This is a genomic window from Aeromonas sp. 602658 (assembly GCF_049173005.1).
GTDB lineage: Bacteria > Pseudomonadota > Gammaproteobacteria > Enterobacterales > Aeromonadaceae > Aeromonas > Aeromonas veronii_A.
On the sequence record NZ_JAAKRF010000023.1, the window covers coordinates 14,401 to 36,271 of the forward strand.

The window sequence follows — 21,871 nt, forward strand, 5'->3', positions numbered from 1 at the left end:
AGCCGCGACTGACTCATTCTCGCCAGACACAAAGGGTGAGATGAAGCCGCCGTTCTGGCGGAGAGATATTTCTGGGTGGGGGGAGGGGGGGCGAGCAACGGGACAGTGGTGCCAGCAGGGCGATCAGGAATGCGATGGCAAAGAAGAGCTGTTCGGCGCATTGCACGCTGGCGGCACTGAGCCACTTGCCGTTGAGCTGGCAACTGCCGGGTTGCGGCGTTGCGGCGCGGCCATCCTCATCGACATCGATGGCGGAGGATGGGGCGGTCAGCATATGGCAGCCAGCGGCTATCTCCAGCTGAGCCAGCCTGGTCAGCGGCTGGAGTGCACAATTGAGCAGCAGAATGCAGACCAGCAGCAGGAGTCTTGTCGCCACGCGTTGTCGCAAAATCATGTTGCTCCTGCCCTCTTGGAATGGGGCACATCCTATCGATCAATGACAGCCCGGGCAAGCCGGTCGGATGGAACCCTGTTTCTTGCAACCGGTGAGTTGCCACGCAGCCCTCGTAACTTGCCGAGAACCGAGCGTGCTGGCCAGATCAGTCTGCCAATGCTCCGGACAAGGGCAATCGCTCAGCTACCAACAGTCAGTGATGTTCCGCGCATGCAGTCAGTGTAAAGAGAACCCGTCGAGTACTGAATGGACATTGGGATATGGGGATCCATGCCGAGACGAGAGAAAGGCCAGGCTGAAGATGGTTCATTTGGCGCAAAATCATCTCTTTTGGTCGTCAAATATTGAAAGCGTTTTCAGAAATCCTTTTCAATTGTGATCCGCTTCAAAGCTTTTTAATACGTCAACCTCTAGCATTGGCTCCACGAATTAGGGGCTAGCGCTCCCGATTTTCCCGCTGTGGGAGGTAACCGGATGATCCGGCTATTTCCTTCGTTACTTTCGACGGTCATCACGGATGGCCGTTTTTTTTTGAGTTATTTCACGGTAAAGGGTCGAGTGGGCGGCGCTTTACCGTTAAAATTCCGCTTTTGCATCTGCCCGTGAGTTTTGATGTCTGCCTCCACCCTCTCTTCGGATAGTTATCTCCTGCTCAGTGCCTTGCAACTGCAGCGTGTCGCCAGTACCCGTCTGTTACAAGATACGCTGGGGGCGGGCCATGAGCTCGCCAGCCACCTGACCCGGCTCCATGACGCCGGCCTTGTCAGATTGCGCGGGGAGCAGCAGTGGAGCCTGACTGCAGAGGGGACGCTGGCGCTGATCCTGGGGGTGCGGGCTGGGCTTTGTGCTGCCCCTGACTGGAGCCGGGTCTCCTCGGTGACCGGCCAGGATCTGGTGCACGGGCTGGTGCGCGAGCTTTGCAGGGGCAAGGCGGGCGAGATCCCGGCTTTCTTCTCTCCCGGTGATCTGCTCACACTGCTCGATACCGCAGATGCCCATCTGCTGCTGGCGGGTTCCAGCCCCGCCTGGCAGCAAATGTTGCTGGAGCACTTCTCGCTGCAACTCTTGCTCGATGCCCCCTATGAAGAGCGCTGGCCGCTGGCCAATGCGCTGGTGCGCTGTGCCCCCGAGGTGCAGGCACGGGCCAAAGCGTTCGAGGCGGAGTGGCGTTGGCTCTGCGGGGATGGCGAGAGCACATCGCCAACCGGCGAGGACAAGGATGCCGCCCCCGGCTGGCCAGCCCTGCAGGCGCTGGCCCAACAGAGCCAGAGCGGCCCGCTTGGCGAGCGACTGCTCACCGCGCTGGGCCAGTGGCAGGCAACCGATGAGGGTGAGGCGGGCCAGTGGCCCCGTTCATTCAGCGCTCTGCTCTGGCTTGGCTGGTTGCAACAGGCCGATCCCGTCATCGCCAGCGAACAGCGCAAGAAGTGGCAGCGCAGCCTGACTGGCCAGTTCCCCCTGCTTGCCGACCTGCTCAGCCAGTGGGCGGGCGATCGCCACGGTCAGGCGGTCGGCCTGTTCGATACCCTGCAACTGCCGGTGGAGGAGCTCCACTGGGGCTATCTCTGGCTCGATCTCTGCGCGCTGGCCCGTCACGGTGCCCAAAGCCCGCAGGTGGCCATGTTGCACAAGTGGGATCTCTCCCATCTGCTCGATGCCGAGCCCCATCATCGCCTGATGGCCTTTTGTCAGGATCTGCTGCGTATCTTGTTGGGCGAGGCGGCCAAAGGGGCGCCCTTGTGCCAACTGCGCGGCAGTGAGGAGAGTGCGCAAGAGGGCAGTGACGAGCAGGATGATGACGGGGACGAGGATAAAACCGCGGCCTCTGCCAGCTGGCTCAACTGGTTGCAGGGGCTGGGACGCTCCAGTGGCGTGCGCAAGCCGCAGGAGCGGCTGGTGTGGCTGCTCCATGCCGAGGGCCCCGAGCTGGAGTGCAAGATCCAGAAGCTGAGTACCAAGGGGGAGTGGACCGCCGGTCGCCGGGTCGATCCGGCCCTGCTCTCTACCCAGTATGCCGCCATGCTCGATGAGCACGACTGGGCACTGGTTCGCACCCTGCCACGGGTGATGGGACGGCTGCCGCGGGATGTCTGGGCGCCGCTGGCCGATCACCCCCGCTTGTTCAACGCCAAGGGGCAGAAGCTGCAACTGGCCATCAGCGCCCCCCTGCTGCAGGTGGTGGCCACCGAACAGGGGATGAGCGCGCAGCTCTGCCCCGATGCGGCCGCCCGCGGGGCCCATATCATGCCGCTGGCGCAGGATCTGTGGCAGCTGATCCTCACCCCGCAGCCGCTGCTCGACCGCTTGCCAGCGCTCGAATCCATCCCGCTGCTGCCTGCCGAGGGGCTGGCTGAGCTGCAACGCACGCTCGATGCCATTCCCGAGTTGCCTTGGCACAGTCAGGTTGCGGGGCTTAGCGGCAACGCCGAATTGGCTCCCTGGCCGGGCATTCCTTCGGTGCAACTGGATTGGCAGGATGGTCAGCTGTCGGTCAAGCTGGTGACCCGTTTTGAGGATCTGCCGCCCCAGCCCCTTGGCAAGGGGGAGGCGATCGTGCGGCAGGGGATCAAGGCGTACCACTACTGGCAGCGGGATCTCGGGGCCGAGAAGCTGCAGGCCCAGTTGCTGCGCAATCAATTGCCCATCGGCCTGCCCGGCAGCGAGTGGCTACTGCAGGGGGAGCAGGCGCTGGCGCTGGTCAATGCCCTGCCCGAGCTGGTGGATGCCGGTGTGGTCATTCACTGGCATCAGGACAGCGCCCGTCTCAAGAGCCTTGATGAAGCGGCTCTGAGCCTGCGCATCGAGCGGCGGCAGGACTGGTTCCAGGTCGAAGGGGCACTGGCCCTCGATGAGCACCAGATCCTCGACCTGCGCCTTATTCTGCGCCAGATGACCCCGGGGCAGCGCACCGTTCAGCTCGACGAGAAGACCAGCCTGATGCTGAGCGACAAGCTGGTGGAGCGGCTCACCATGCTGGGGGCCATGCTCGATGAAGAGCAGCGGATCAACAACAAGCTGGCCTATCCGCTCACTCGTCTGCTCTCGGTCATTACCACCGAAGGGGATGCGGCGTGGCAATCCCTGCAGCAGGAGTGGCAGCAGGAGGTCGAGTGCCCGGACGAGCTGCTTACCTCCCTGCGGGACTATCAGAAAGAGGGGGTGCGCTGGATGGCGACCCTGGCCCATCACGGTTTTGGTGCCTGTCTGGCCGATGACATGGGTCTGGGCAAGACGCTGCAGGCGCTTATCGTGCTGCGGATGCGCCAGCACCTTGGCCCTGCGCTGGTAGTGGTGCCCAAGTCAGTGGTCACCAACTGGCAGGAGGAGGTGACTCGTTTTGCCCCCGAGCTGGATGTGGTGGTGTTCGAGAACCCGGCCGAGCGGGAGGGGATGATTCGCGAGGCCAAGGCCGGTCAGGTGATCCTCATCAACTACGGCATGCTCGGCAGCCTGGCGGAGGCGCTCAAGTCCCGCCGATGGTCCAGTATGGTGCTCGATGAGGCGCAGCAGATCAAAAACGCCGGTACCCAGCGCGCCAAGCTGCTGTTCCAGCTCGACGGCGATTTTCGCCTCGCCCTCTCCGGCACCCCCATCGAGAACCACCTAGGGGAGCTGTGGAGCCTCTTTACCTTTATCAACCCGGGGCTGCTCGGCAGCCTTGGCGAGTTCAAGCGTCGCTTTGGCAAGGCGGTCAAGGATCCCCAGCACATGGCGCTGCTGCGGGCGGTGATCAGCCCCTTTATCCTGCGTCGTCTCAAGCAGCAGGTGCTGACCGAGCTGCCGGACAAGACCGAGATCATCCACCACATCAGCCTCTCCCCCGAGGAGCGCCAGCTCTACGAGGCGACCCGGCGGGAAGTGGTGCAGCAGGTGCAGAGCGCCGATGGGCGCGCCCTGATGCATGTGCTGAGTGGCCTGACCCGGCTGCGCCGTCTCTGCTGCTCACCGGAGCTGGTGATGCCCGAGTGGTCACAAACCAGCAGCAAGCTGGACGAGGCGATGGCCCTGCTGGAAGAGGCGATCGACGGCGGTCATCGGGTGCTGGTGTTCAGCCAGTTCGTCGATCTGCTGAGTCTGTTGCGGGCCCGCATCGAGCAGAAGTCCTGGGACTACTGCTATCTGGATGGGGGCTGCTCCGCCAAGTCCCGTCAGGACTCCATCCTGCGTTTTCGCCACGAGGAGGTGCCGCTGTTCCTCATCAGCCTCAAGGCAGGGGGGACCGGCCTCAACCTCACCCAGGCCGATACCGTGCTGCACCTCGATCCCTGGTGGAACCCGGCGGTGGAAGATCAGGCGAGCGATCGGGCGCACCGGATGGGTCAGACCCAGCCGGTGACCGTGTACCGGCTGGTGTGCGAGCAGACGGTGGAGGAGAAGATTGTCGCCCTGCACGACGAGAAGCGGGCGCTGGCCGATGGCCTGCTGAGCGGCCAGTCCGAGGTGCGCGGGCTGGATGTGGAGAGTCTGCGGGCCCTGCTGATGGGCTGATTGGCGACGCCGCCTTTCATATCGGCTATCGATACAGAAAAGGGGAGAACATCCAGAGATGTTCTCCCCTTTCTTATTTGGGATGCAGATGCGGAATTCGTTGTTTATCGCGGCAAGGCGGCCCGGTTATCCCTTATCCAGCTATCCCTGATAGAGATAGAGGTGCAGCCGCTCGATGATGGGCTCGCCGCCAATCTTGCGATCTCGCCGCGCCTGCCGGCTCTTGGGGGGATAGTTGCCCAGATGGGTGACTGCAGGCGGGGTATCCGAACAGAGCAAAAGTGGCAGGCTCGCCTTGATCTGCTGCTTGCGCGGGGTGCGCTCCAGCCAGAGCAGGTTGATCATCGGGTGGGTCTTGACCGGGCGGCGGATCCGCAGCTCGGCATCGGCGGGCAGACGGCGAATGTCGTAGACCTCCTGATCCACCATCTTGCTCCACTCCTCGTTGTTGGAGAGGGCCGGTATATAGCGGCGGCTGCGCTCCAGCATCTCAAGCACCTGCTCGCGACTGAGGCGATTGATGGTCTGCTTGTCGGCCCAGGTAAAGCCGAGGGATTGCAGCTCTCCCGCCAGCAGGGTCAGTTTGCGGTAGACCTGCAAGGTGATCACCCCTGGCAGAGCGGTATGTACCAGCTCGAACTTCTCGTCCCGTCCCCCCGCCTGCTGCACCAGCGCCTTGAAATCGAGCTTCTGCTGGTTGGTTTGGTCGATCAGCGGTTGCAGCAAGGAGGCTGCGGCGGCAGGAAAGCGCAACCAGCCGGGCAGCCGGTGAGTCGCCTTGGTGGAGCAGCCGGGGCGGGCGCAGTGATCCCGATAGGCGGCGAGGGTGGCCGCCAACGCGGTTTCACCGTTGAGATAGCCCACCTCAATTTGCTCGATCGGGTCGTGCTCTTCCCCCTGTGCAACCGGGGGGAGTGGATATACATGGGCCTCCTGCAGCTCGAGCTGGCCGAGCAGGGTGGCCAGCTGATCCAGAGAGGCTTCAATGGCGGCCATCTGTTGACGCAGGGCGGCGGTCGGGGTAAAGGTATCCATCGATGATCCTGTGGTCTGACCCGCTGTTGACGACATCAGGTATGACATTGCTGCGGGTAGCAAAACTACTGTATAAATAAACATACCAGCATGCGGTTGGAGTGCCAAGAGGCACTTTGAGGAGGGGGCAATGTGCGCCTCTGAATGGGGATGTGGTAATGGTTTTATTTATGTTTCAGGGTGTTAAATAAAGATCACTGTAAGATCATTAAATTAACAATCACGTGTAGCTCCGCTGTTGCCAGCTGTTCACACCTTGTCCATCCCTGCATATGTAAAGCAGTAAAATGCATATATAGATGGGTGCCATGCAGCACAATATGCTGTGCGACTCTGCTGGCCAACTGTTAAAATAATTATTTGTTTAAAATCAAAGCGTTAAAATTAAATCCTGCCGTTTTTAGACATTAGATTTACTAATGTAACGTATCAAAATTCGTCAATTGAGTCGGCCCTGCTCCCTGACTAAGCTTTGCGCATCAAATAAAGCCCAGTGCGTAAACAAATATTCAGAGGAGCCACATCATGGCCAACATGGCTTATACCGAAACCGGTTACCAGCATTCCAGCCAATTGAATCTGGTTGCTCGCGTTAAAATGACCGTTCTGACCTGGCTGGAACGCAGCCGCAGCCGTCGCCAGCTCTCCGAGCTGCCCGAGTACCTGCTCAAAGACATCGGCCTGAACGAAGCTGACCGTTATCAAGAGACCACCAAGCCGTTCTGGCGTGGTTGATCTACCGGGCATGGATGCCTTGTTTTTCTGCTGAGTCGTTTGCTGTTCTTCCCCTGTGGGGACCAACTGCCAGGTCTGTTATTGTCTGTTTTATCTCCCCCCGTTTTCCCCCTGTTATTTGTTGATCCTTTTTCCTCTCCTCTTTATTCCACATCGCTACTGTCATTGCTGTCATCGTTCGATTGTTATCACACTTGTATCGTTAATGTTTGAATTTGTTTAAAAATGATTTTAAGCCACGATGCCTTGCGTATAATCCGGCCATAGTATTACAGAGCGAGAGGGTGAGACGGATGATTCCCCAGCACGATTTTTTGGCCTTGACCCGCAGCCATGAGTGGCAGCTTGAGCCCTTTGAATTTGCCCTGCCCGATGGTGCGCGGGTCTGCGTCTGGGATACGGGCGTGCTTTGTCTGGAGCCTGCCCGTGGCGCGGGCGATCAGCCGGGAGGACGCAAGGATATCGTCCTCTCCTGCGGTATCCACGGCAACGAGACTGCCCCCATCGAGATCTGCAACCAGCTGCTGAGCCGTCTGCTCTCAGGCGAGCTGAGCGCCCGCCATCGGGTGCTGTTCCTGTTTGGCAATCCGGCGGCGATGAATCTGGGGCTGCGAGAAGTGGAGGAGAACATGAACCGGCTCTTCTCTGGCGCCCACAGCAAGGGGGAGGGGCTCTGCAATCGGGAGCGGATCCGCGCCATGCGCCTCGAGCAGTATGTTAGCCGCTTCTTTGCCGATCCGGCTCGTCCCCGTTACCACTACGATCTGCACACCGCCATTCGCGGTTCGCGCCACGAGAAGTTCGCCGTCTACCCCTTTCCCCACGAGCGGCCCCACTGCCGCGAGCAGGTGCAGTTCCTCGGCGCCTGCGGGGTGCGCACCATTCTGCTCTCCGCCAGCCCGACCACGACCTTCAGCTACTACAGCTCCCGCCAGCATGGGGCCCATGCCTTTACGGTGGAGCTGGGCAAGGTACGGCCATTTGGTGAGAACGATATGACCCGCTTTATCGAAACCCGGCAGGCACTGCAGGAGCTGGTCACTCAGGATGAAGTGGCACTGGAGCCGTGGCGGGCGGACGATTTCACCCTGTTTGCCATCGATCGGGTGATCACCAAAAAATCGGAGCAGTTTCGCTTTCTATTCGCCAGCGATGTGGACAACTTCACCGAATTTCCGCAAGGGTTCGTGTTGGCCGAGGATGGTGAGCTGCGCTACACGGTCGAGAAGCCGCGTGAGGCGGTGGTCTTCCCCAATGCCAACGTGGCGATCGGTCAACGCACCGTGCTGATGGTGGTGCCGACAAGGCTCTGGGAATAGCGGTGATAGCTTAGCCTGCAGAGCGGTGAGACATCCGCAGGTGGCGCCAAGCCATTGTTTTAGTCGGCGGCTCAGACACAGCGGTTAGCCGCAGTAATAAAAAACGGGGCCAGTCAGATGACTAGCCCCGTTTTTTATCGGGTTCAAGCGGTGAGGCTTAGGTGTTGTTCTTCACAAACAGAGTCAGCTCCTGACCGGGCTTGAGGTAATCCCCTTTATCCAGCTGGTTCCAGCGCATCACATCGTTGATGGCCACCTGGAAGCGAGCCGCGATGGAGGAGATGGAGTCGCCACGACGAACCTGATACACCATCGATTTGTCGCTCTTCTTCCCTTGCTTGGGATAGACCACCAGCTTCATGCCTGGCTTGAGCGCCGACTTGGCATTCAGACCATTCCACTTGGCGAGCTCTTCGTGGGAGACACCGTGCGCCTGGCTGATGCTCCACAGGTTGTCACCCGAGCGCACCTTGTAACTGACCTTGGCCTTCTGGCTGCTGCCACGGCTTGCCAGCTGCTGCGGTTTGCTGGCGGAGCTGGCCTTGCTGCTGACCTGACCATGGGTCGGGATCACCAGTTGTTGACCGCGACGCAGGTTGTTGCTGCGCAGATTGTTGGCCAGTTTCAGCTCGCTCACGCTGACGCCGTGATTCTGGGCGATGCGCGACAGAGTATCGCCACTGGTGACCTGATAGGAGCGGGTACGAATACGCTCGCTCTTGGGCAGATCAGCTAGTGCCAGCTCCAGGGTATCGGCATACTCCACCGGTACCAGCAGGCGGTAAGGGCCACGGGGCGACATCACGCCACGGCTCAGGGCTGGATTGACCTCCTTGAGCTGTGACGTGCGCAGACCTGCCAGTTGGGCGGCCACGTTCAGATCAATCTGACTGCCAGTCTCAACCACACGCAGCTTAGGCTCGTTGGCGAGCACCGGCAACTGGATATTGTACTTGTCCGCATTGCTGATCATGTCAGCCATGGCGAGGATCTTAGGCACATACATCCGGGTTTCGCGCGGCAGATCGAGCGACCAGTAGTCGGTCGGCTTGCCTGCGCGCTGATTACGCTGGATGGCGTTGCGCACCCGGCCTTCACCGGCATTGTAGGCGGCCAGCGTTTGCAGCCAGTCACCGTCAAAGAAGCGGTTCAGGTATTCCAGATAGTCGAGCGCCGCATTGGTGGAGGCCAGCACATCGCGCCGTCCATCATACCAGTTGTCGTGGCGCAGACCGAAGTTTCTGCCTGTCGCTGGCACAAACTGCCAGAGTCCGACGGCATTGCTGCGGGATCGGGCATGAGGATCAAACATGCTCTCGATCATCGGGACAGTAATAAGCTCCATTGGCAGCTCACGCCGTTCAATCTCCTCTACCATCAGATAGAGGTAGGGTTCAGCCCGGCTGGCAATGGTCGCCAGATGCTTATCATTGCGCAACAGCCACTCACGTTGCTGGCGGATGCGCGGGTTGTCCGGAGTTTCCAGTTGCATATCATCGCTGATACGCACCCACAGATTGTCCGTCTCTTCCATTTCATCCAGTTGTTCATCGCCAAACAGGAAATGGGAAGAGTGTTTTTTATGCGCTTTTTTCTTGACCTGGGGGGACTTGATCGGCTCGATTGCCGTTAGCGCCCGGTCATCCTGATGGCTCAGGTTTTGGCAGCCGCTGAGCAACAGCGCTGCCAATAAGGCCGTTCGTACCTTCATCTCGTTCCGGTCATTTTTGGGAAAAACAGCCCGCATCATAAGGGGCAATGGCCCCCTGATCAAGGTTTGTTCAAAAAACGTCCTTCCACTGACGCAAGATGGTGAAGGTATCTACCGGATTTTCCACGCATTTTAGCCCCTTCTTTTCAGCAGAAAATTTTACCGAATCGAGCTCGCATCGCAGAAAAACATTAAACTTGCGTTCATCCTCCAGCCGGGTGGGCAGGCTTGGCAGCCCTTGTTGCCGCAGTTTGCTGATCAGTCCGATCTGATCACGGATCGCCGGATTGTCCGGTTCAACTGCATAGGCAAAGCGCAGGTTGGAGAGTGTGTACTCATGGGCGCAGTAGATCAGGGTCTCGTCGGGCAGGGCGGCAAGGCGCTGTAACGAGTGGTACATCTGTTCCGGCGTCCCTTCAAACAGGCGGCCACAACCGGCCGAGAAGAGGGTATCGCCACAAAAGAGCATGCCGTTACCATAATAAGCGATATGGCCACGGGTGTGCCCGGGCACATGGATTACCTCGAGGGCGAGGCCGTGCCAGTTGATCTGATCACCATCTTCGAGCCACTGGCCATGATGATCCGGCATGGGGTCAAGTTTGGGGCCATACAGTCTCGCGTGGGGGAAGTGCTCGAGCAATGTGCTGACGCCTCCCACATGGTCATGATGGTGGTGGGTGAGCAAGATGGCATCAAGCACGAGATCCAGTGCCGAGAGCCGCTCCAGCACGGGGGCGGCATCGCCCGGATCGACAACCAGACAGTGATTTTCGTGTCTAATCAACCAGATGTAATTGTCATTAAAGGCTGGAACTGTGATCACTGGATACATGAGTCTGCTTCTCTTTAGGGAGGGTATCTTATATAACAGGATGGCGTTCGAAACCGCGAGTTGAACCCTATTATGCAGGTGGCACGTACCGAACAACAAATCGAGATCCCGACTAGCTGGTCAGCGCTGCCTATGGGTGACTGGGTGGCGGCCGAGATCCAGGAGCGGCTCGACAGCTGGTGCCCCAACTTGTTCGGGTATCACTTGCTCAAGGTCGGAGCCCTGAGCGCCGAGCTCTCCTGCAAATGTTCATCCATTCGTCATCAGGTGGGCGTCGCGCCTGAGGGACGACTGCTGGACATCTATGGCGATCCCCTCGAGCTGCCAGTGCGAACCGGCAGCGTCGATGCCTGTCTGCTGGCTCACTGCCTCGATTTCTCCGCCGATCCCCATCAGGTATTGCGTGAAGCCGAAAGGGTGCTGACCGATGATGGCTGGCTCATCATCAGTGGTTACAATCCGGTGAGTCTGGTGGGAGTTGGCCACTGTATCCCTTTTTTACGGCGCAAGTTGCCCTGGTCTGCTCGGATGTTTACCCCTGGGCGGGTGACGGACTGGCTGCATCTATTGGGGTGTGAAGTGATGTTTGACGAGCGTTTCGGTTACTCGTTTATGGGTAAACAGAGCTGGCACAGCTGGTGGCGGGAGAGTATCGGGCGGGATTATTGCAAGGCGTTTGCGTCGGTATACGTGATTGCTGCCCGTAAACGGCGTTTTCCACTGATCCCGGTGCGGCGGCGCTGGCAACTGCCAAAGTCCCTCGCTACACCGGGCATGGCTCGTCAGGGCTGGTAACCGGTATCCTCGGCCAGATCCTTGCCGCAGGCGGCATCTCTGGCCAACTCGTCGCACCGTTCGTTCTCCGGATGGCCGGAGTGGCCCTTTACCCAGAGCCACTCAATCTGGTGGCGACCCACTTCTGCATCCAACTCCTTCCAGAGATCGACGTTCTTGACCGGTTGACGATTGGCGGTCATCCACCCCTTCTTTTTCCAGCCGATGATCCACTGGGTGATCCCCTGGCGCACATATTGGCTATCGGTGGTGAGGCGCACCTTGCAGGGCTCGTTGAGGGTTCGAAGCCCCATGATGGCTGCCATCAGCTCCATCCTGTTATTGGTGGTCAGCTTGAAGCCGGCTGAAATTTCCTTGCGGTGTTTGCCATAAACCATGACTGCGCCATAGCCACCCGGGCCCGGGTTGCCTAGGCAGGAGCCATCTGTGAATAAATCAATCTGTTTTAACATGAGCAATCAATCTGTTTTAGCCAGAGGCTTGGGGTAAACTAGCGAGTAAAGCCGAAGTTTGACATAGATTGGATCATGAACACACCCCAACTGAATCGCCAGATCATTCTGGATACCGAAACCACAGGTATGAATACCGGTGGTGGCCCCGTTTACCTTGGCCATCGCATCATCGAAATCGGCTGTGTGGAGGTGATCAACCGCAAGCTGACCGGTAACCACTATCACGTCTATATCAAACCTGATCGTCCGGTCGACCCGGAAGCGGTACAGGTACATGGTATTACCGACGAGTTTCTGCGTGACAAGCCGTCGTTTAGCCAGATTGCCGACGAGTTCCTCGAGTTTATCCGGGGCGCCGAGCTGATCGCCCACAACGCGCCGTTTGACGTGAGCTTCATGGACTATGAGTTCAGCAAGCTCGGACTCAACTTCAAGACGACGGATATCTGTACCATCACAGATACCCTGGCGATGGCGCGGGATCTCTTCCCCGGCAAGCGCAACAACCTGGATGTGCTGTGCGATCGTTACGGTATCGACAACTCCCACCGTACCCTGCACGGGGCTCTGCTCGATGCGGAGATCCTGGCGGACGTCTACCTGCTGATGACCGGCGGCCAGACCAAACTCAATCTGGCTACCGAGAGCAACGAAAACGAAAGCAATCAGGACACCAGCATTCGCCGGTTGGAGAGCAACCGACCCGCCCTCAAGGTGGTGCGTGCCAGTGCCGAGGTTCAGGCCCTGCACGAAGCGAGACTGGATCTGGTACAGAAGAAGGGAGGGAGTTGTTTGTGGCGGCAATGAGCAAGTGGTGTGCCGGTCTGCTGTTGTTGCTCTCGCTGGGGGCGACGGCGACCGAGGTATTTGCCCCTTCCGATATTCCGCTGCTGGATAACCGCTTTCGCATCGATTACGGGGTGAAGGAGATCACCTTCATTATCAAGCGCAAGCCGGGCACTCCGTCCGTGATCCTGGTTCGCCCCGATGGCAGCAAGCTTTACGTGGGCAAGGCCAAACCTGCCGATGTGGGTTGGCTGGCATTGCCGGAGCATGATCTTATTACTCTGCGCAATCCGATGCCGGGCCCCTGGCAGGCGATCGGCGAGGTAGATCCCGACAATCGGGTTCGTATCCTCTCCGATATCCGGCTTGATATTGCCGCCTTGCCGATGCAGCTCTATCAGGGAGAGGTGGTCAAGCTCAAGGCGTGGTTGCTGATCAATGGCCAGCCGCCGCAAGATAAATACTACCTCTCTGATCTGGGGATGACGGTCAAGCTGCAATCTTTTAGTGACGCAGATAAGAAAGAAGTCGTCCTGGATCAGGTGCTTGGCCACTATCGCGATGATGGCAAGGGGCTGGACGAAGTGCCGGGTGACGGCATCATGACGGCGGAAGTGACACTACAGGATATTCCCGCCGGCAAATACCGCGCCATGTTCAGCACAGGTAATCAGGTGTTTGTCCGAGCCCGCTATCAGGATGTGCTGCTCTATCCTTATCCGTTCAGCTATAACCTGACACCCCCTTCGGAAGAGCTGGGCGCCAAATTGTCGCTGCTGATCGATCGTGATGAACTGGATCCGGCCTCTGTCGCGATCAAGGGGAGTGTGACTAGCAATGTGGGTGGCCTCTACGAGTTTAGCGAGACGGCCAGTGAGCCCAAGCTTGATATCGATCTCTCAGCCATCAAGGAGGTCGGTCAGCATGAGGTGAAGGCGACCCTTTATGGCACCACTCGCCTGGGGCGCGAGCTGAAGATCGAGTTGCCGGTGAAAACCTTCAATATCTTTCCGCCCCCTCCGTCCCCTCAGCCTCCCGCAGAGGTGGCATCGGCAGCCGCTCCGGCCTCCAGCGCCGAGTCTACCGAAGAGCTGCCTGAAGAGGGAATGGGGTGGCTACTTTGGGTTCTGGTTGGGGGTGGGGTACTACTGGTGTTGCTGGGAGGCGCAGGTTTTGTGGTGATGCAAAAACGGCGTGCTTTTAAACGTGCGCTGGCAGCAGCTCAGGCTGAAAATCAACAAAACGGCCAACCGGCAGCCAAGCTGGATCTCAACTTGCCAGAGCAGTAGCCCAGACTCGGGAAAAACGATACACCAGAGAGAAGAAACCGCCCTCGATAAGCAGGGCGGTTTTTTAGCTCGAACCCTTAGGATAAGGGATTGGCAGCAATCAGTGATCGCCAATATAGACATCCTTGTTCTGCTCGCGGATTTCGAGGAACTTGTCCAGATTGGCCATCATCAGCTCGACCAGCTGGGGGTCGAAATGCTGCCCCTTCTCCTCTTCAATCAGGGCCAGCACCTTGTCCAGCGGCCACGCTTTCTTGTAGCAGCGATCCGAACCCAGGGCATCGAACACATCGGCCAGTGCCACGATCCGTCCTTCCAGTGGGATATCGGCCCCCTTCAAACCGCGGGGATAACCGCTGCCATTCCACTTCTCATGGTGATTGCCTGCTATGGTGGCGCCAATCTGGAACAACGCCAGATCGCTGCCGGAGAGCATATCCTGACCGAGTTGGGCATGAGTTTTCATGATCTCCCACTCTTCCGGGGTCAGCTTGCCCGGTTTGTGCAAAATGGCATCGGGAATACCCACCTTGCCAATGTCATGCAGTGGTGAGGCCCGTTTAACCAGCTCGCTCTGCTCTTCGCTCATCCCCAGCAGATGGCAGAAAAGCTCGGTGTAGAGCGCGACCCGTTTGACGTGTAACCCTGACTCCTTGGAGCGGGTTTCGACCAGTTCGCCGATGCGATAGATGATCTCCCGCTGGTTGTCGGCGATCACCTCGTTGAGCCGGATATTTTCCAGTGCCACTATGATGTTTTCGGTAAACAAGGTCAGCAGGCTGGTATCGATCTGACTGAGCTGGCGAGTGGTCTCGATATGAAACAACAGGTGGTGGCGCGGGTTTTGGCAGTAGAGCACCATCTGGTTGGTGTTGTAGATATTGCAGCCCCGGGTCATGGCCTGACGCAGTATCTCGGGTGCCTCTGTCAACCGCACCGGGGGATGACCTGGCAGCAGGGGCTCCAGCAGTTGATCCTTCACTTCGTAGGCATATTGTTTTACATCGTAAATCTGGGTCTCTCCCAGATGGAGCAGGGCGCTCAGCTGCTCTTGGGCGCCTTCGACAAACTGACGCAGCGCCCGTTTCTCAAAGATCCCCTTGGAGGCTTCGATGACTTTTTCCAGCCCTTGCCGGTTGCTTTCCAGGGTGCGGATATCCCGATAGGAGCGCAGGCTGGCACGCAGCAGGGTGCGCAGCTTCTGGGAGGTGAGCTCGGTTTTATCCTTGTAGTCGTTGATGTCGTAGTTGGTCACCACGTCATCTTCCGGCGCTTGGCCGGGTTGGCCGGTACGCAGCACGATGCGTACCATCTTGTTTTGCAGCTCTTCACGGACATATTTGACAACATCAAGACCGGCGTGATCGACCTCCATCACCACGTCCAGCAGCAGCAGTGCAACATCCGGGGTGGTGGCCAGCAATTTTTTTGCCTCTGCAGCCGAATAGGCATGCAGAAACTCGATGGGACGATTGTCAAACTCGAATTTGTTTAAAGTGATCTTGGTGATGCGATGCACTTCCGGTTCATCGTCAACAATCATCACCCTCCAGCCTGCTTGCTGCGCGTCGGGGAGGGAGAGCTCGTCATCATCAATAATCAGGATCTGGTCATCCATCATACAATCCTGTTTGGCATCCTGTGCTTACATTAACTGCTTCACTAAGGATAGGAAACTTATTGAGAAATAAAATTTGATCTCGAAAAACTATGGTCGAAATAGGCAAATGGAACCCTGCGTGACAGTGTTGTTGTCCGGCTGCTTTCTTCGTTCAATCATGGGACTAGCGTGCATAAGCCCGTTTCTCTGTTCGGGGGCTGATGGTAGTGATTAGTGATGTTTGAGCCGGATAGACGAGAAATAATCGCATTTGATAGTGATTCCCATTTGTGTGTAGCATAGGCAACACACTCAACGAGGAGCCTCATTGTGTCCCCATCTCTGCCTCCCAATCGTCCCCGTCTGCTGACTGTCAAAGCCATTACCCAGATCACCCCCCATTTGCGTCGTATCACCTTTGGTGGCAGCGAACTGGCTGACTATCCCTTCACCTGCGGTGGTGCCCATATCAAGGTGATGCTGGCCCAGCCCCATCAGGTAGAGCCGGTGCTGCCTGCAATGACCCCGAGCGGCCCGCGCTGGAGTGACCCGGCTGACAAGCCGGTGATCCGCACCTACACCATCCGCGCGTTTCGCCGTGATGAGCAGGAAATTGATATCGACTTCGTGCTGCACGGTGACGGCGGGCCCGCCAGCGCCTTTGCTACCCATGCCAAGCCGGGAGAGAAGGTAATCCTCTCCGGGCCGGGTGGTCCCAACCCTATGCTGCAACCGGCCGATCACTACTGTCTGGTAGGGGATCTCACCGCCTTGCCCGCCATCATGGCGATGTGCGAGGTGATGCCTGCCGATGCCAGAGGGGAAATTGCGATTCTGGTGCCGGATCAGGCCGATGCTCAGCCGTTGACGCTGCCGGTCGGGGTGCGCTGTCACTGGTTTGTCGGCGAGCCCGAGTCCAGTGGCCTGCTGGAGCATGTGATTGCTCTGCCGCTGGTGCGCGATGGTGGCTTCTTCTGGCTGGGTGGGGAAGAGGCGCTGGTGCTGCCGCTGCGCCGCCATTTTCGCTCTGTGCTCGAGGTGGATCGCCAGTCGCTCTACGCCGTGCCGTACTGGCGCCGGGGCAAGAGTGAAGAGGCCTATCACCAGACCCGTCATGATGTGATGGATAATTAAGCGGATGCGAAAGAATACCTGATTCACCCTTGCAAATAAAAATGATTTGCATTTAGTATTGCGCCGTCCCGATGTCAGTCGGTACGGCGCTTTTGTTTTTGATGGCTGTGAGTGGCAAAGCACAAAGCAGGGCCTGCCGTAATGCACTGATGTTCGGGGTGATGGGGCATGGACGACTATTCATGCCAATGAACTCCATCACTTTGCACCGGGTCTGGCGAGGTCAGACAGGGATGTCGGTGGGGTTGGCCCTGGTTGTTTTATGTGGAGTATTGATGATGCGTACATCATCCCGACGATTTGCAGTGCATCCGCTGGTGTTGTCCCTTTTTACCCTGCCAGTTCTGGCCCAAGGGACTGCGCCTGTTACCGCTCATGAAACCATGGTGGTGACGGCGACCAAAACCCGGCACAGTGAGCTGACCGCCCCGGCCAGCGTCTCTGTGGTCACTCGGGCCGAGCTCGACAAGCTCAATGTCAATGACCTCACCGGCGCTCTGAAACAGTTGCCGGGGGTCAATATCAGCCCTGCTACCAGCTACGGCCGCAGCGAGATCAAGTTGCGCGGGCTGGAGGGGGATTACACCCTGTTGCTGGTCAATGGGCGGCGTATCAGCTCCCGCGATGCTCTTACCTCCGGTTATGGCAATGATTTCGATCTCTCCGCCATCCCCATGGCGGCCATCGAGCGTATCGAAGTGATCCGTGGCCCCATCTCCTCCCTCTACGGTGCCGATGCGCTGGGTGGGGTGGTCAATGTCATCTTGCGCCAACCCGGGGAGAAGACCGAAGCGGCGGCCACCTATACCTTCAGCGACCCCACCGATGGTCACGGCGGGGATATCAACAAGGCGAGTGCCTATGTGGGCGGGGCACTGATCGACAACAAACTGCTGGCCAACCTGGTGGTGGAAGGGAACCACAGAGATGCCTGGCAGAGCGAGCAGAGCATCAACCCCAAGGCCGATGCCATCGAGCAGCGTGAAAAGCTGGGGATCCTCTCCAACGTCAAATGGCTGATCGACGATCGTCAGGATCTGGATGTGGGGATGAACTATGCCAAAGACGATCGCGAGGCCCACTGGAACAACTACGGCCAGACGCCGCGCAATATCCAGCAGATGGAGCGACTGGGGCTCAATGCCACTCACGTCGGCCGTTGGGATCAGTTCGACAGCCGGGTCGGCTATGCGTACGAGCAGGTTGACCTGTTTGACGACTCCGAGCTGATGACGGCGCTGAGCAAGAGCAGCGGCGATGTGAGCCAGACCAACCACACCTTCGATGGCCAGCTGAGCGGCAACCTGGGTAGTCACTTGCTGACCAGCGGTGCTGAGTACCGCATCACCGAACTCAAGCATAACGTCAACCTCAAGGGGGGGGATGTCAGCGTCAACCAGAGCGCGCTCTATCTGCAGGATGAGTTTGGCTTTGGCGATCTGGCGTTGACCCTGAGTGGCCGGGTCGATCACCACGAGACCTATGGCACCGAGTTCAGCCCCCGCGGTTATGCCCTCTACAGCCTGACGGACAACTGGGTGGTCAAGGGCGGCATTGGCAAGGCGTTCAAGGCGCCGACCATTGCCCAGTCCAACCCGGATTATGCGGTAGCCGCCTGTCGCGGTCGCTGCGCCGTAGTGGGCAACCCGGATCTGAAACCGGAAACCGCCGTCAGCTACGAGCTGGGCACCGCCTATGATGGTTCGTTCTGGGGCGCCGGGGTTACGGCCTTCCACAATGATATCAAGGACAAGATCCAGAGCGAGGCATGGACCTCCACCTGGCGTCCGGCGGTGATGACCTATCAGAACGTCAGCAAGGCCCGCATCAAGGGGGTGGAGCTGAGCGGCTGGTTTGATCTCACCGATACCCTGACCCTCTCCAGCAACGTCACCCTGATCGACGGGGAAGACAAGACCAGCGGCAAGGATCTCTATCGGACGCCGGAGCATACCGCCAACGCCAAGCTGGAGTGGCAGGTCATCGAGAGCCTGAGTACCCAGCTCGGCTGGAACTACACCGGCAGCCAGATCCTGCCGGTTCCGCGCATGAGCGGCACCACCTATGAGACCACCGCCGGATTCCACACCCTGGATATCGGGGCAGTCTGGAACGCCACCCGGGCACTGGATCTGAAGTTCGGGCTCAACAACCTGACCAATACCAAGCGTGACTGGGTTGCCACCGAGGCCGATCAGATCCTCGACGGGCGCACTATCTATGCCGGTGTGGCCTACAAGCTGTAATGGCTGAGCGGAGCCCGCACTGGCGGGCTTCCGTTGTTGTCAGGGGATCACCTCGGGTGACGACTTTTATTAAAACCACATGTATTTCAACAAGATGGCATTGCAATCATAAGGAGTTAAAGGGTGTTTAGAGACCAGACCTCGCTGTTCTGGCTGGGATTGTTCCTCCTGTTCGTACTGCTTTCTCTTTCGCTCGCCACCGGTGCGGGTGTCTATGGTGCTCGCGAGGTGCTCGGCTACCTGATGGGGGATGCCCGCTGGGCTGGCGACGAGAAGCTCGCCATGGTGCTCAATACCTTGCGACTGCCGCGCACCCTCTGCGCCATGGTGGTCGGCGCCTCTTTATCTCTGGCGGCCTCCTTGTTGCAGAGCGCGACCCGCAATCCGCTGGCGGAGCCCGGTCTGCTCGGGGTCAACGCCGGGGCCGTCTTTGCGCTGGTGGTGGGGCTCACCTGGTTCGGGGTGGAGTCCGCCTACGGCTATCTGCTCTGGGCCGGACTCGGTGCGCTGCTCGGCAACGTGATTGTGCTGGGGCTCGGCATGATGATTGGCCGCTCCAACCCCCTCAAGCTTATTCTGGTCGGGGTGGCGCTTTCCGCCACCTTCGGCGGTCTCTCCAGCTTTCTGCTGCTCTCCAACAAGATGGTGCTGGAGCAGTACCGCTTCTGGAACCTCGGCTCCCTGTCGGCGGCCAATCTCGATGCCATCATCGCCGTGCTGCCCTTCGTGCTGGCGGCGTTTGTCATCACCCTGCTGCTCTGTCGCCAGCTGACCCTGATGCAGATGGGGGACAGTCAGGCCCAGGCGCTGGGGATCCGCCCCAACCGGGTGCGAATTGGCGTGCTGCTGGCCGCCACCCTGTTTACCGCCAGTGCCATCGCCATCGCCGGTCCCATCGGCTTTGTCGGCTTTCTGGCCGCCTACTGTGGCCGATTGGTGGAGCCGGTGAAGCTGTCGGTGCAGGTCTGTTTCTCCGCTCTGTTCGGCATGCTGTTTCTGCTGTTGGCCGACATTCTGGCGCGCTGGCTGATCCAGCCGTTCGAGCTGCCAAACGGGGTCATTCTGGCCCTGATCGGTGCACCTGTGCTGATCGCCATCGTCAACCGCGGGGGCTTTCGTACCCTGCTGACCGTCAAGTGAGGGGCTGATGCGCACACCTACCGATATGCTCTGCCTGCGGGCCGGCAACCGCTCTTTGCTGCTCCATCTGCCCAGCTGGCGCTGGCTGGTACTGCTTGCCGTGGCGCTGCTGGCGCTTGCTCTGCTGGCCTTGAGTGTTGGCGGCGGCAAACTCGGCTTTGCCGGAGTGGTCAACACCCTGCTGGGGGAGGGGACCCGCCTTGAGCAGCTCACCCTGTTCAAGATCCGGCTGCCGCGCATCCTTGGGGTCGTGGTGGCGGGGGCGGCCATGGGGCTCTCGGGCTGTCTGGTGCAAACATTGGTTCGCAACCGGCTGGCCACACCCGACATGGTGGGGGTCAACAACGGCGCCTCTCTGGCCATCATCGTCTTCTCCCTCTACTTGACGGTAGGCAGCTGGCCCTGGTGGGCCGCGCCCATCGGCGCCATCTTCGCGGCGCTGGTGCTCTATACCCTCTGCCGCAAACCGGGTGAACAGGGCTATCTGTTCGTGGTGATCGGTATCGGCCTCTCCGAGCTGTTCGAGGCGCTCGGCCAGTTTGTGATGTCCACCCAGGCCCTGCTGCACCTGAGTTCCCTCTATCTGTGGAACATGGGCAGCTTTATTGCCGTGGGTTACAGCACCATCACCCCGATTGCCATCCTGTTGCTGCTGCTCTGCCCGTGGATTGTCTATCTCTCCCGCTCGCTGGCGGTGCTGCGCTTTGGCCCCGAGATGGCCAGAGGGCTTGGCGTCAACGGCGATCGGGTGCAACTGGGTATTCTGGCCCAGGCCATTCTGGTGGCGGCGCTCGGCACCGCCATCGGCGGCCCCGTGGTCTTTATCGCCATGGCGGCCCCCATTCTAGCCTCCTGGCTGGTGAAAGACCGGGTGGTGCCGCTCTGGCTGGCGGCACTCAGCGGCGCCCTGCTGCTGCTTGCCAGCGATACCTTGGTCCGGGTGCTGGCCAGCCCCCACGAGGTGGCGACCGGTATCATGACCCGCATTCTCGGCGGCCTGTTGCTGCTTTTTCTTCTTGTTAACGATCGCCAGAGGGCTGACTGATGACGCTCACCGTAAATCGCCTCCACTTCGCCTATCAGCAGACCCCCATTTTGCGGGACATCTCTTTCAGCGTGCCGAGGGGCAAGCTGGTGGGGATCGTCGGCCCCAACGGCTGCGGCAAATCGACCCTGCTCAAGCTGCTATCCGGCCAGATGAAAGCCCAACGCGGCGAGATCCTGCTCAAAGGCAAGCCGCTTGCCAGCTACCCCATGAAGGGGCTGGCGCGGGAGCTCGCCTATCTGCCCCAGCGGCCGACCCTGCCTGCCGGCATTCTGGTGGAGCAGCTGGTGCAGTATGGCCGCCACCCTCATCAGGGCTGGTTCAATCAGTGGGGTGAGGAGGATGCCCGCATGGTGCGTATTGCCTGCGAGCGAATGCAGCTTGAGGGGATCTGGCAGCAGAGCGCCGCGTCCCTCTCCGGCGGGCAGGCACAGCGGGCGTGGCTGGCGATGATCCTGGCGCAGGACAGCGACATGGTGCTGCTCGACGAGCCCACCAGTGCCCTCGATATCGGTCACCAGACCGAGGTGATGGAGGCGATCCATCGCATCACCGCCGAGGGCAAAACCGTGCTGCTGGTGATCCACGATCTGGCGATGGCGGCCCGTTACTGTGACGAGTTGATCGCCATCGGCGAGGGGACCATTGCCGCCATGGGCCCGGCCCGGGAGGTGGTGACCAAGGATCTAATCGACCGGCTCTACCAGACCAGTGTCGACATTCTGCATGCCCCCGGCGACGGGGCGCCCATTATCGTGCCCCGTCGCCACGAACATGGCTGCGCCCTGCGTTCGGCGAGTTGAGCCATATGGGCCTGCTCTGTGGGCCCACCGAGTGTATTCACGCGGCCGATTATCCGGGCCG

Annotated in this window: 17 protein-coding genes; 11 read left to right on the top strand and 6 right to left on the bottom strand. The window is 59.4% G+C overall.

Translation table 11 applies throughout. From position 1 onward, the window contains the following. Positions 1-13 precede the first annotated feature (13 nt). The gene (locus G5253_RS14915; RefSeq protein ID WP_266135554.1) at positions 14-394 is read right to left on the bottom strand and encodes a hypothetical protein; all 381 of its coding nucleotides are present in this window, start codon (positions 392-394) and stop codon (positions 14-16) included. 612 nt (positions 395-1,006) lie between these two features. On the opposite strand from G5253_RS14915, the gene G5253_RS14920 reads away from it, so the two are divergent. Beyond that, on the top strand, positions 1,007-4,882 hold the full coding sequence (locus G5253_RS14920) for a DEAD/DEAH box helicase (protein ID WP_266135553.1): 3,876 nt from the start codon (positions 1,007-1,009) through the stop codon (positions 4,880-4,882). A 141-nt stretch (positions 4,883-5,023) separates the two neighbouring features. Here the strand turns inward: G5253_RS14920 and G5253_RS14925 are convergent, their stop codons facing one another. Beyond that, positions 5,024-5,917, bottom strand: a complete 894-nt coding sequence (locus tag G5253_RS14925; protein ID WP_266135552.1) for a DNA replication terminus site-binding protein — start codon at positions 5,915-5,917, stop codon at positions 5,024-5,026. A 525-nt stretch (positions 5,918-6,442) separates the two neighbouring features. Between G5253_RS14925 and G5253_RS14930 the strand changes: the two genes are divergently transcribed. Then, a complete protein-coding gene (locus tag G5253_RS14930; protein WP_158112369.1) occupies positions 6,443-6,652 on the top strand; it encodes a DUF1127 domain-containing protein in 210 nt (69 codons plus the stop codon). 293 nt (positions 6,653-6,945) lie between these two features. Next, complete coding sequence (astE, locus tag G5253_RS14935) at positions 6,946-7,971, top strand: succinylglutamate desuccinylase (protein ID WP_266135551.1); 1,026 nt, start codon at positions 6,946-6,948, stop codon at positions 7,969-7,971. Positions 7,972-8,128: 157 nt separating this feature from the next. On the opposite strand, the gene G5253_RS14940 is transcribed toward astE, so the two are convergent. Both G5253_RS14940 and gloB read right to left on the bottom strand, forming a co-directional pair. Then, positions 8,129-9,682: a lytic transglycosylase gene (locus G5253_RS14940; RefSeq protein ID WP_216953219.1), complete on the bottom strand. Its 1,554-nt coding sequence runs from the start codon at positions 9,680-9,682 to the stop codon at positions 8,129-8,131. 70 nt (positions 9,683-9,752) lie between these two features. After that, positions 9,753-10,517 carry a hydroxyacylglutathione hydrolase gene (gene gloB / locus G5253_RS14945; RefSeq protein ID WP_042055494.1) on the bottom strand — a complete coding sequence of 255 codons (765 nt, stop codon included), beginning with the start codon at positions 10,515-10,517 and terminating at the stop codon, positions 9,753-9,755. A 72-nt stretch (positions 10,518-10,589) separates the two neighbouring features. Here gloB and G5253_RS14950 point away from each other — a divergent pair, with 72 nt between their 5' ends. Then, entirely contained in the window at positions 10,590-11,312 is a 723-nt protein-coding gene (locus tag G5253_RS14950; RefSeq protein WP_202003466.1) for a methyltransferase domain-containing protein, read from the top strand. Here G5253_RS14950 and rnhA read toward each other — a convergent pair. After that, a complete protein-coding gene (rnhA, locus tag G5253_RS14955; protein ID WP_227342319.1) occupies positions 11,300-11,764 on the bottom strand; it encodes a ribonuclease HI in 465 nt (154 codons plus the stop codon). The two genes, G5253_RS14950 and rnhA, sit on opposite strands and share 13 nt — an antisense overlap. A gap of 75 nt (positions 11,765-11,839) precedes the next feature. Here rnhA and dnaQ point away from each other — a divergent pair, with 75 nt between their 5' ends. Both dnaQ and G5253_RS14965 read left to right on the top strand, forming a co-directional pair. After that, positions 11,840-12,574: a DNA polymerase III subunit epsilon gene (dnaQ, locus tag G5253_RS14960; RefSeq protein WP_266135550.1), complete on the top strand. Its 735-nt coding sequence runs from the start codon at positions 11,840-11,842 to the stop codon at positions 12,572-12,574. Continuing rightward, positions 12,571-13,842, top strand: coding sequence for a TIGR03503 family protein (locus G5253_RS14965; RefSeq protein ID WP_266135565.1), 1,272 nt, complete (start codon positions 12,571-12,573; stop codon positions 13,840-13,842). The genes dnaQ and G5253_RS14965 overlap by 4 nt, the downstream gene beginning before the upstream one ends. Before the next feature lie 100 nt (positions 13,843-13,942). Here the strand turns inward: G5253_RS14965 and G5253_RS14970 are convergent, their stop codons facing one another. Then, entirely contained in the window at positions 13,943-15,460 is a 1,518-nt protein-coding gene (locus G5253_RS14970) for an HD domain-containing phosphohydrolase (protein WP_216954328.1), read from the bottom strand. 312 nt (positions 15,461-15,772) lie between these two features. Here G5253_RS14970 and G5253_RS14975 point away from each other — a divergent pair, with 312 nt between their 5' ends. The 5 genes from G5253_RS14975 (at position 15,773) to G5253_RS14995 (ending at position 21,810) form a co-directional block, all read left to right on the top strand. Then, positions 15,773-16,576 carry a siderophore-interacting protein gene (locus G5253_RS14975; RefSeq protein ID WP_069526731.1) on the top strand — a complete coding sequence of 268 codons (804 nt, stop codon included), beginning with the start codon at positions 15,773-15,775 and terminating at the stop codon, positions 16,574-16,576. Positions 16,577-16,854: 278 nt separating this feature from the next. Continuing rightward, positions 16,855-18,822, top strand: a complete 1,968-nt coding sequence (locus tag G5253_RS14980) for a TonB-dependent receptor domain-containing protein (RefSeq protein WP_266135564.1) — start codon at positions 16,855-16,857, stop codon at positions 18,820-18,822. A gap of 123 nt (positions 18,823-18,945) precedes the next feature. Beyond that, positions 18,946-19,962 (top strand): FecCD family ABC transporter permease, encoded by a 1,017-nt coding sequence (locus tag G5253_RS14985; RefSeq protein WP_266135549.1) that lies wholly within the window; start codon positions 18,946-18,948, stop codon positions 19,960-19,962. 7 nt (positions 19,963-19,969) lie between these two features. Continuing rightward, positions 19,970-21,007: a FecCD family ABC transporter permease gene (locus G5253_RS14990; RefSeq protein WP_266135548.1), complete on the top strand. Its 1,038-nt coding sequence runs from the start codon at positions 19,970-19,972 to the stop codon at positions 21,005-21,007. Continuing rightward, positions 21,007-21,810 carry an ABC transporter ATP-binding protein gene (locus tag G5253_RS14995; RefSeq protein ID WP_266135547.1) on the top strand — a complete coding sequence of 268 codons (804 nt, stop codon included), beginning with the start codon at positions 21,007-21,009 and terminating at the stop codon, positions 21,808-21,810. Before G5253_RS14990 ends, G5253_RS14995 begins: the two co-directional genes overlap by 1 nt. Positions 21,811-21,871: the final 61 nt, after the last annotated feature.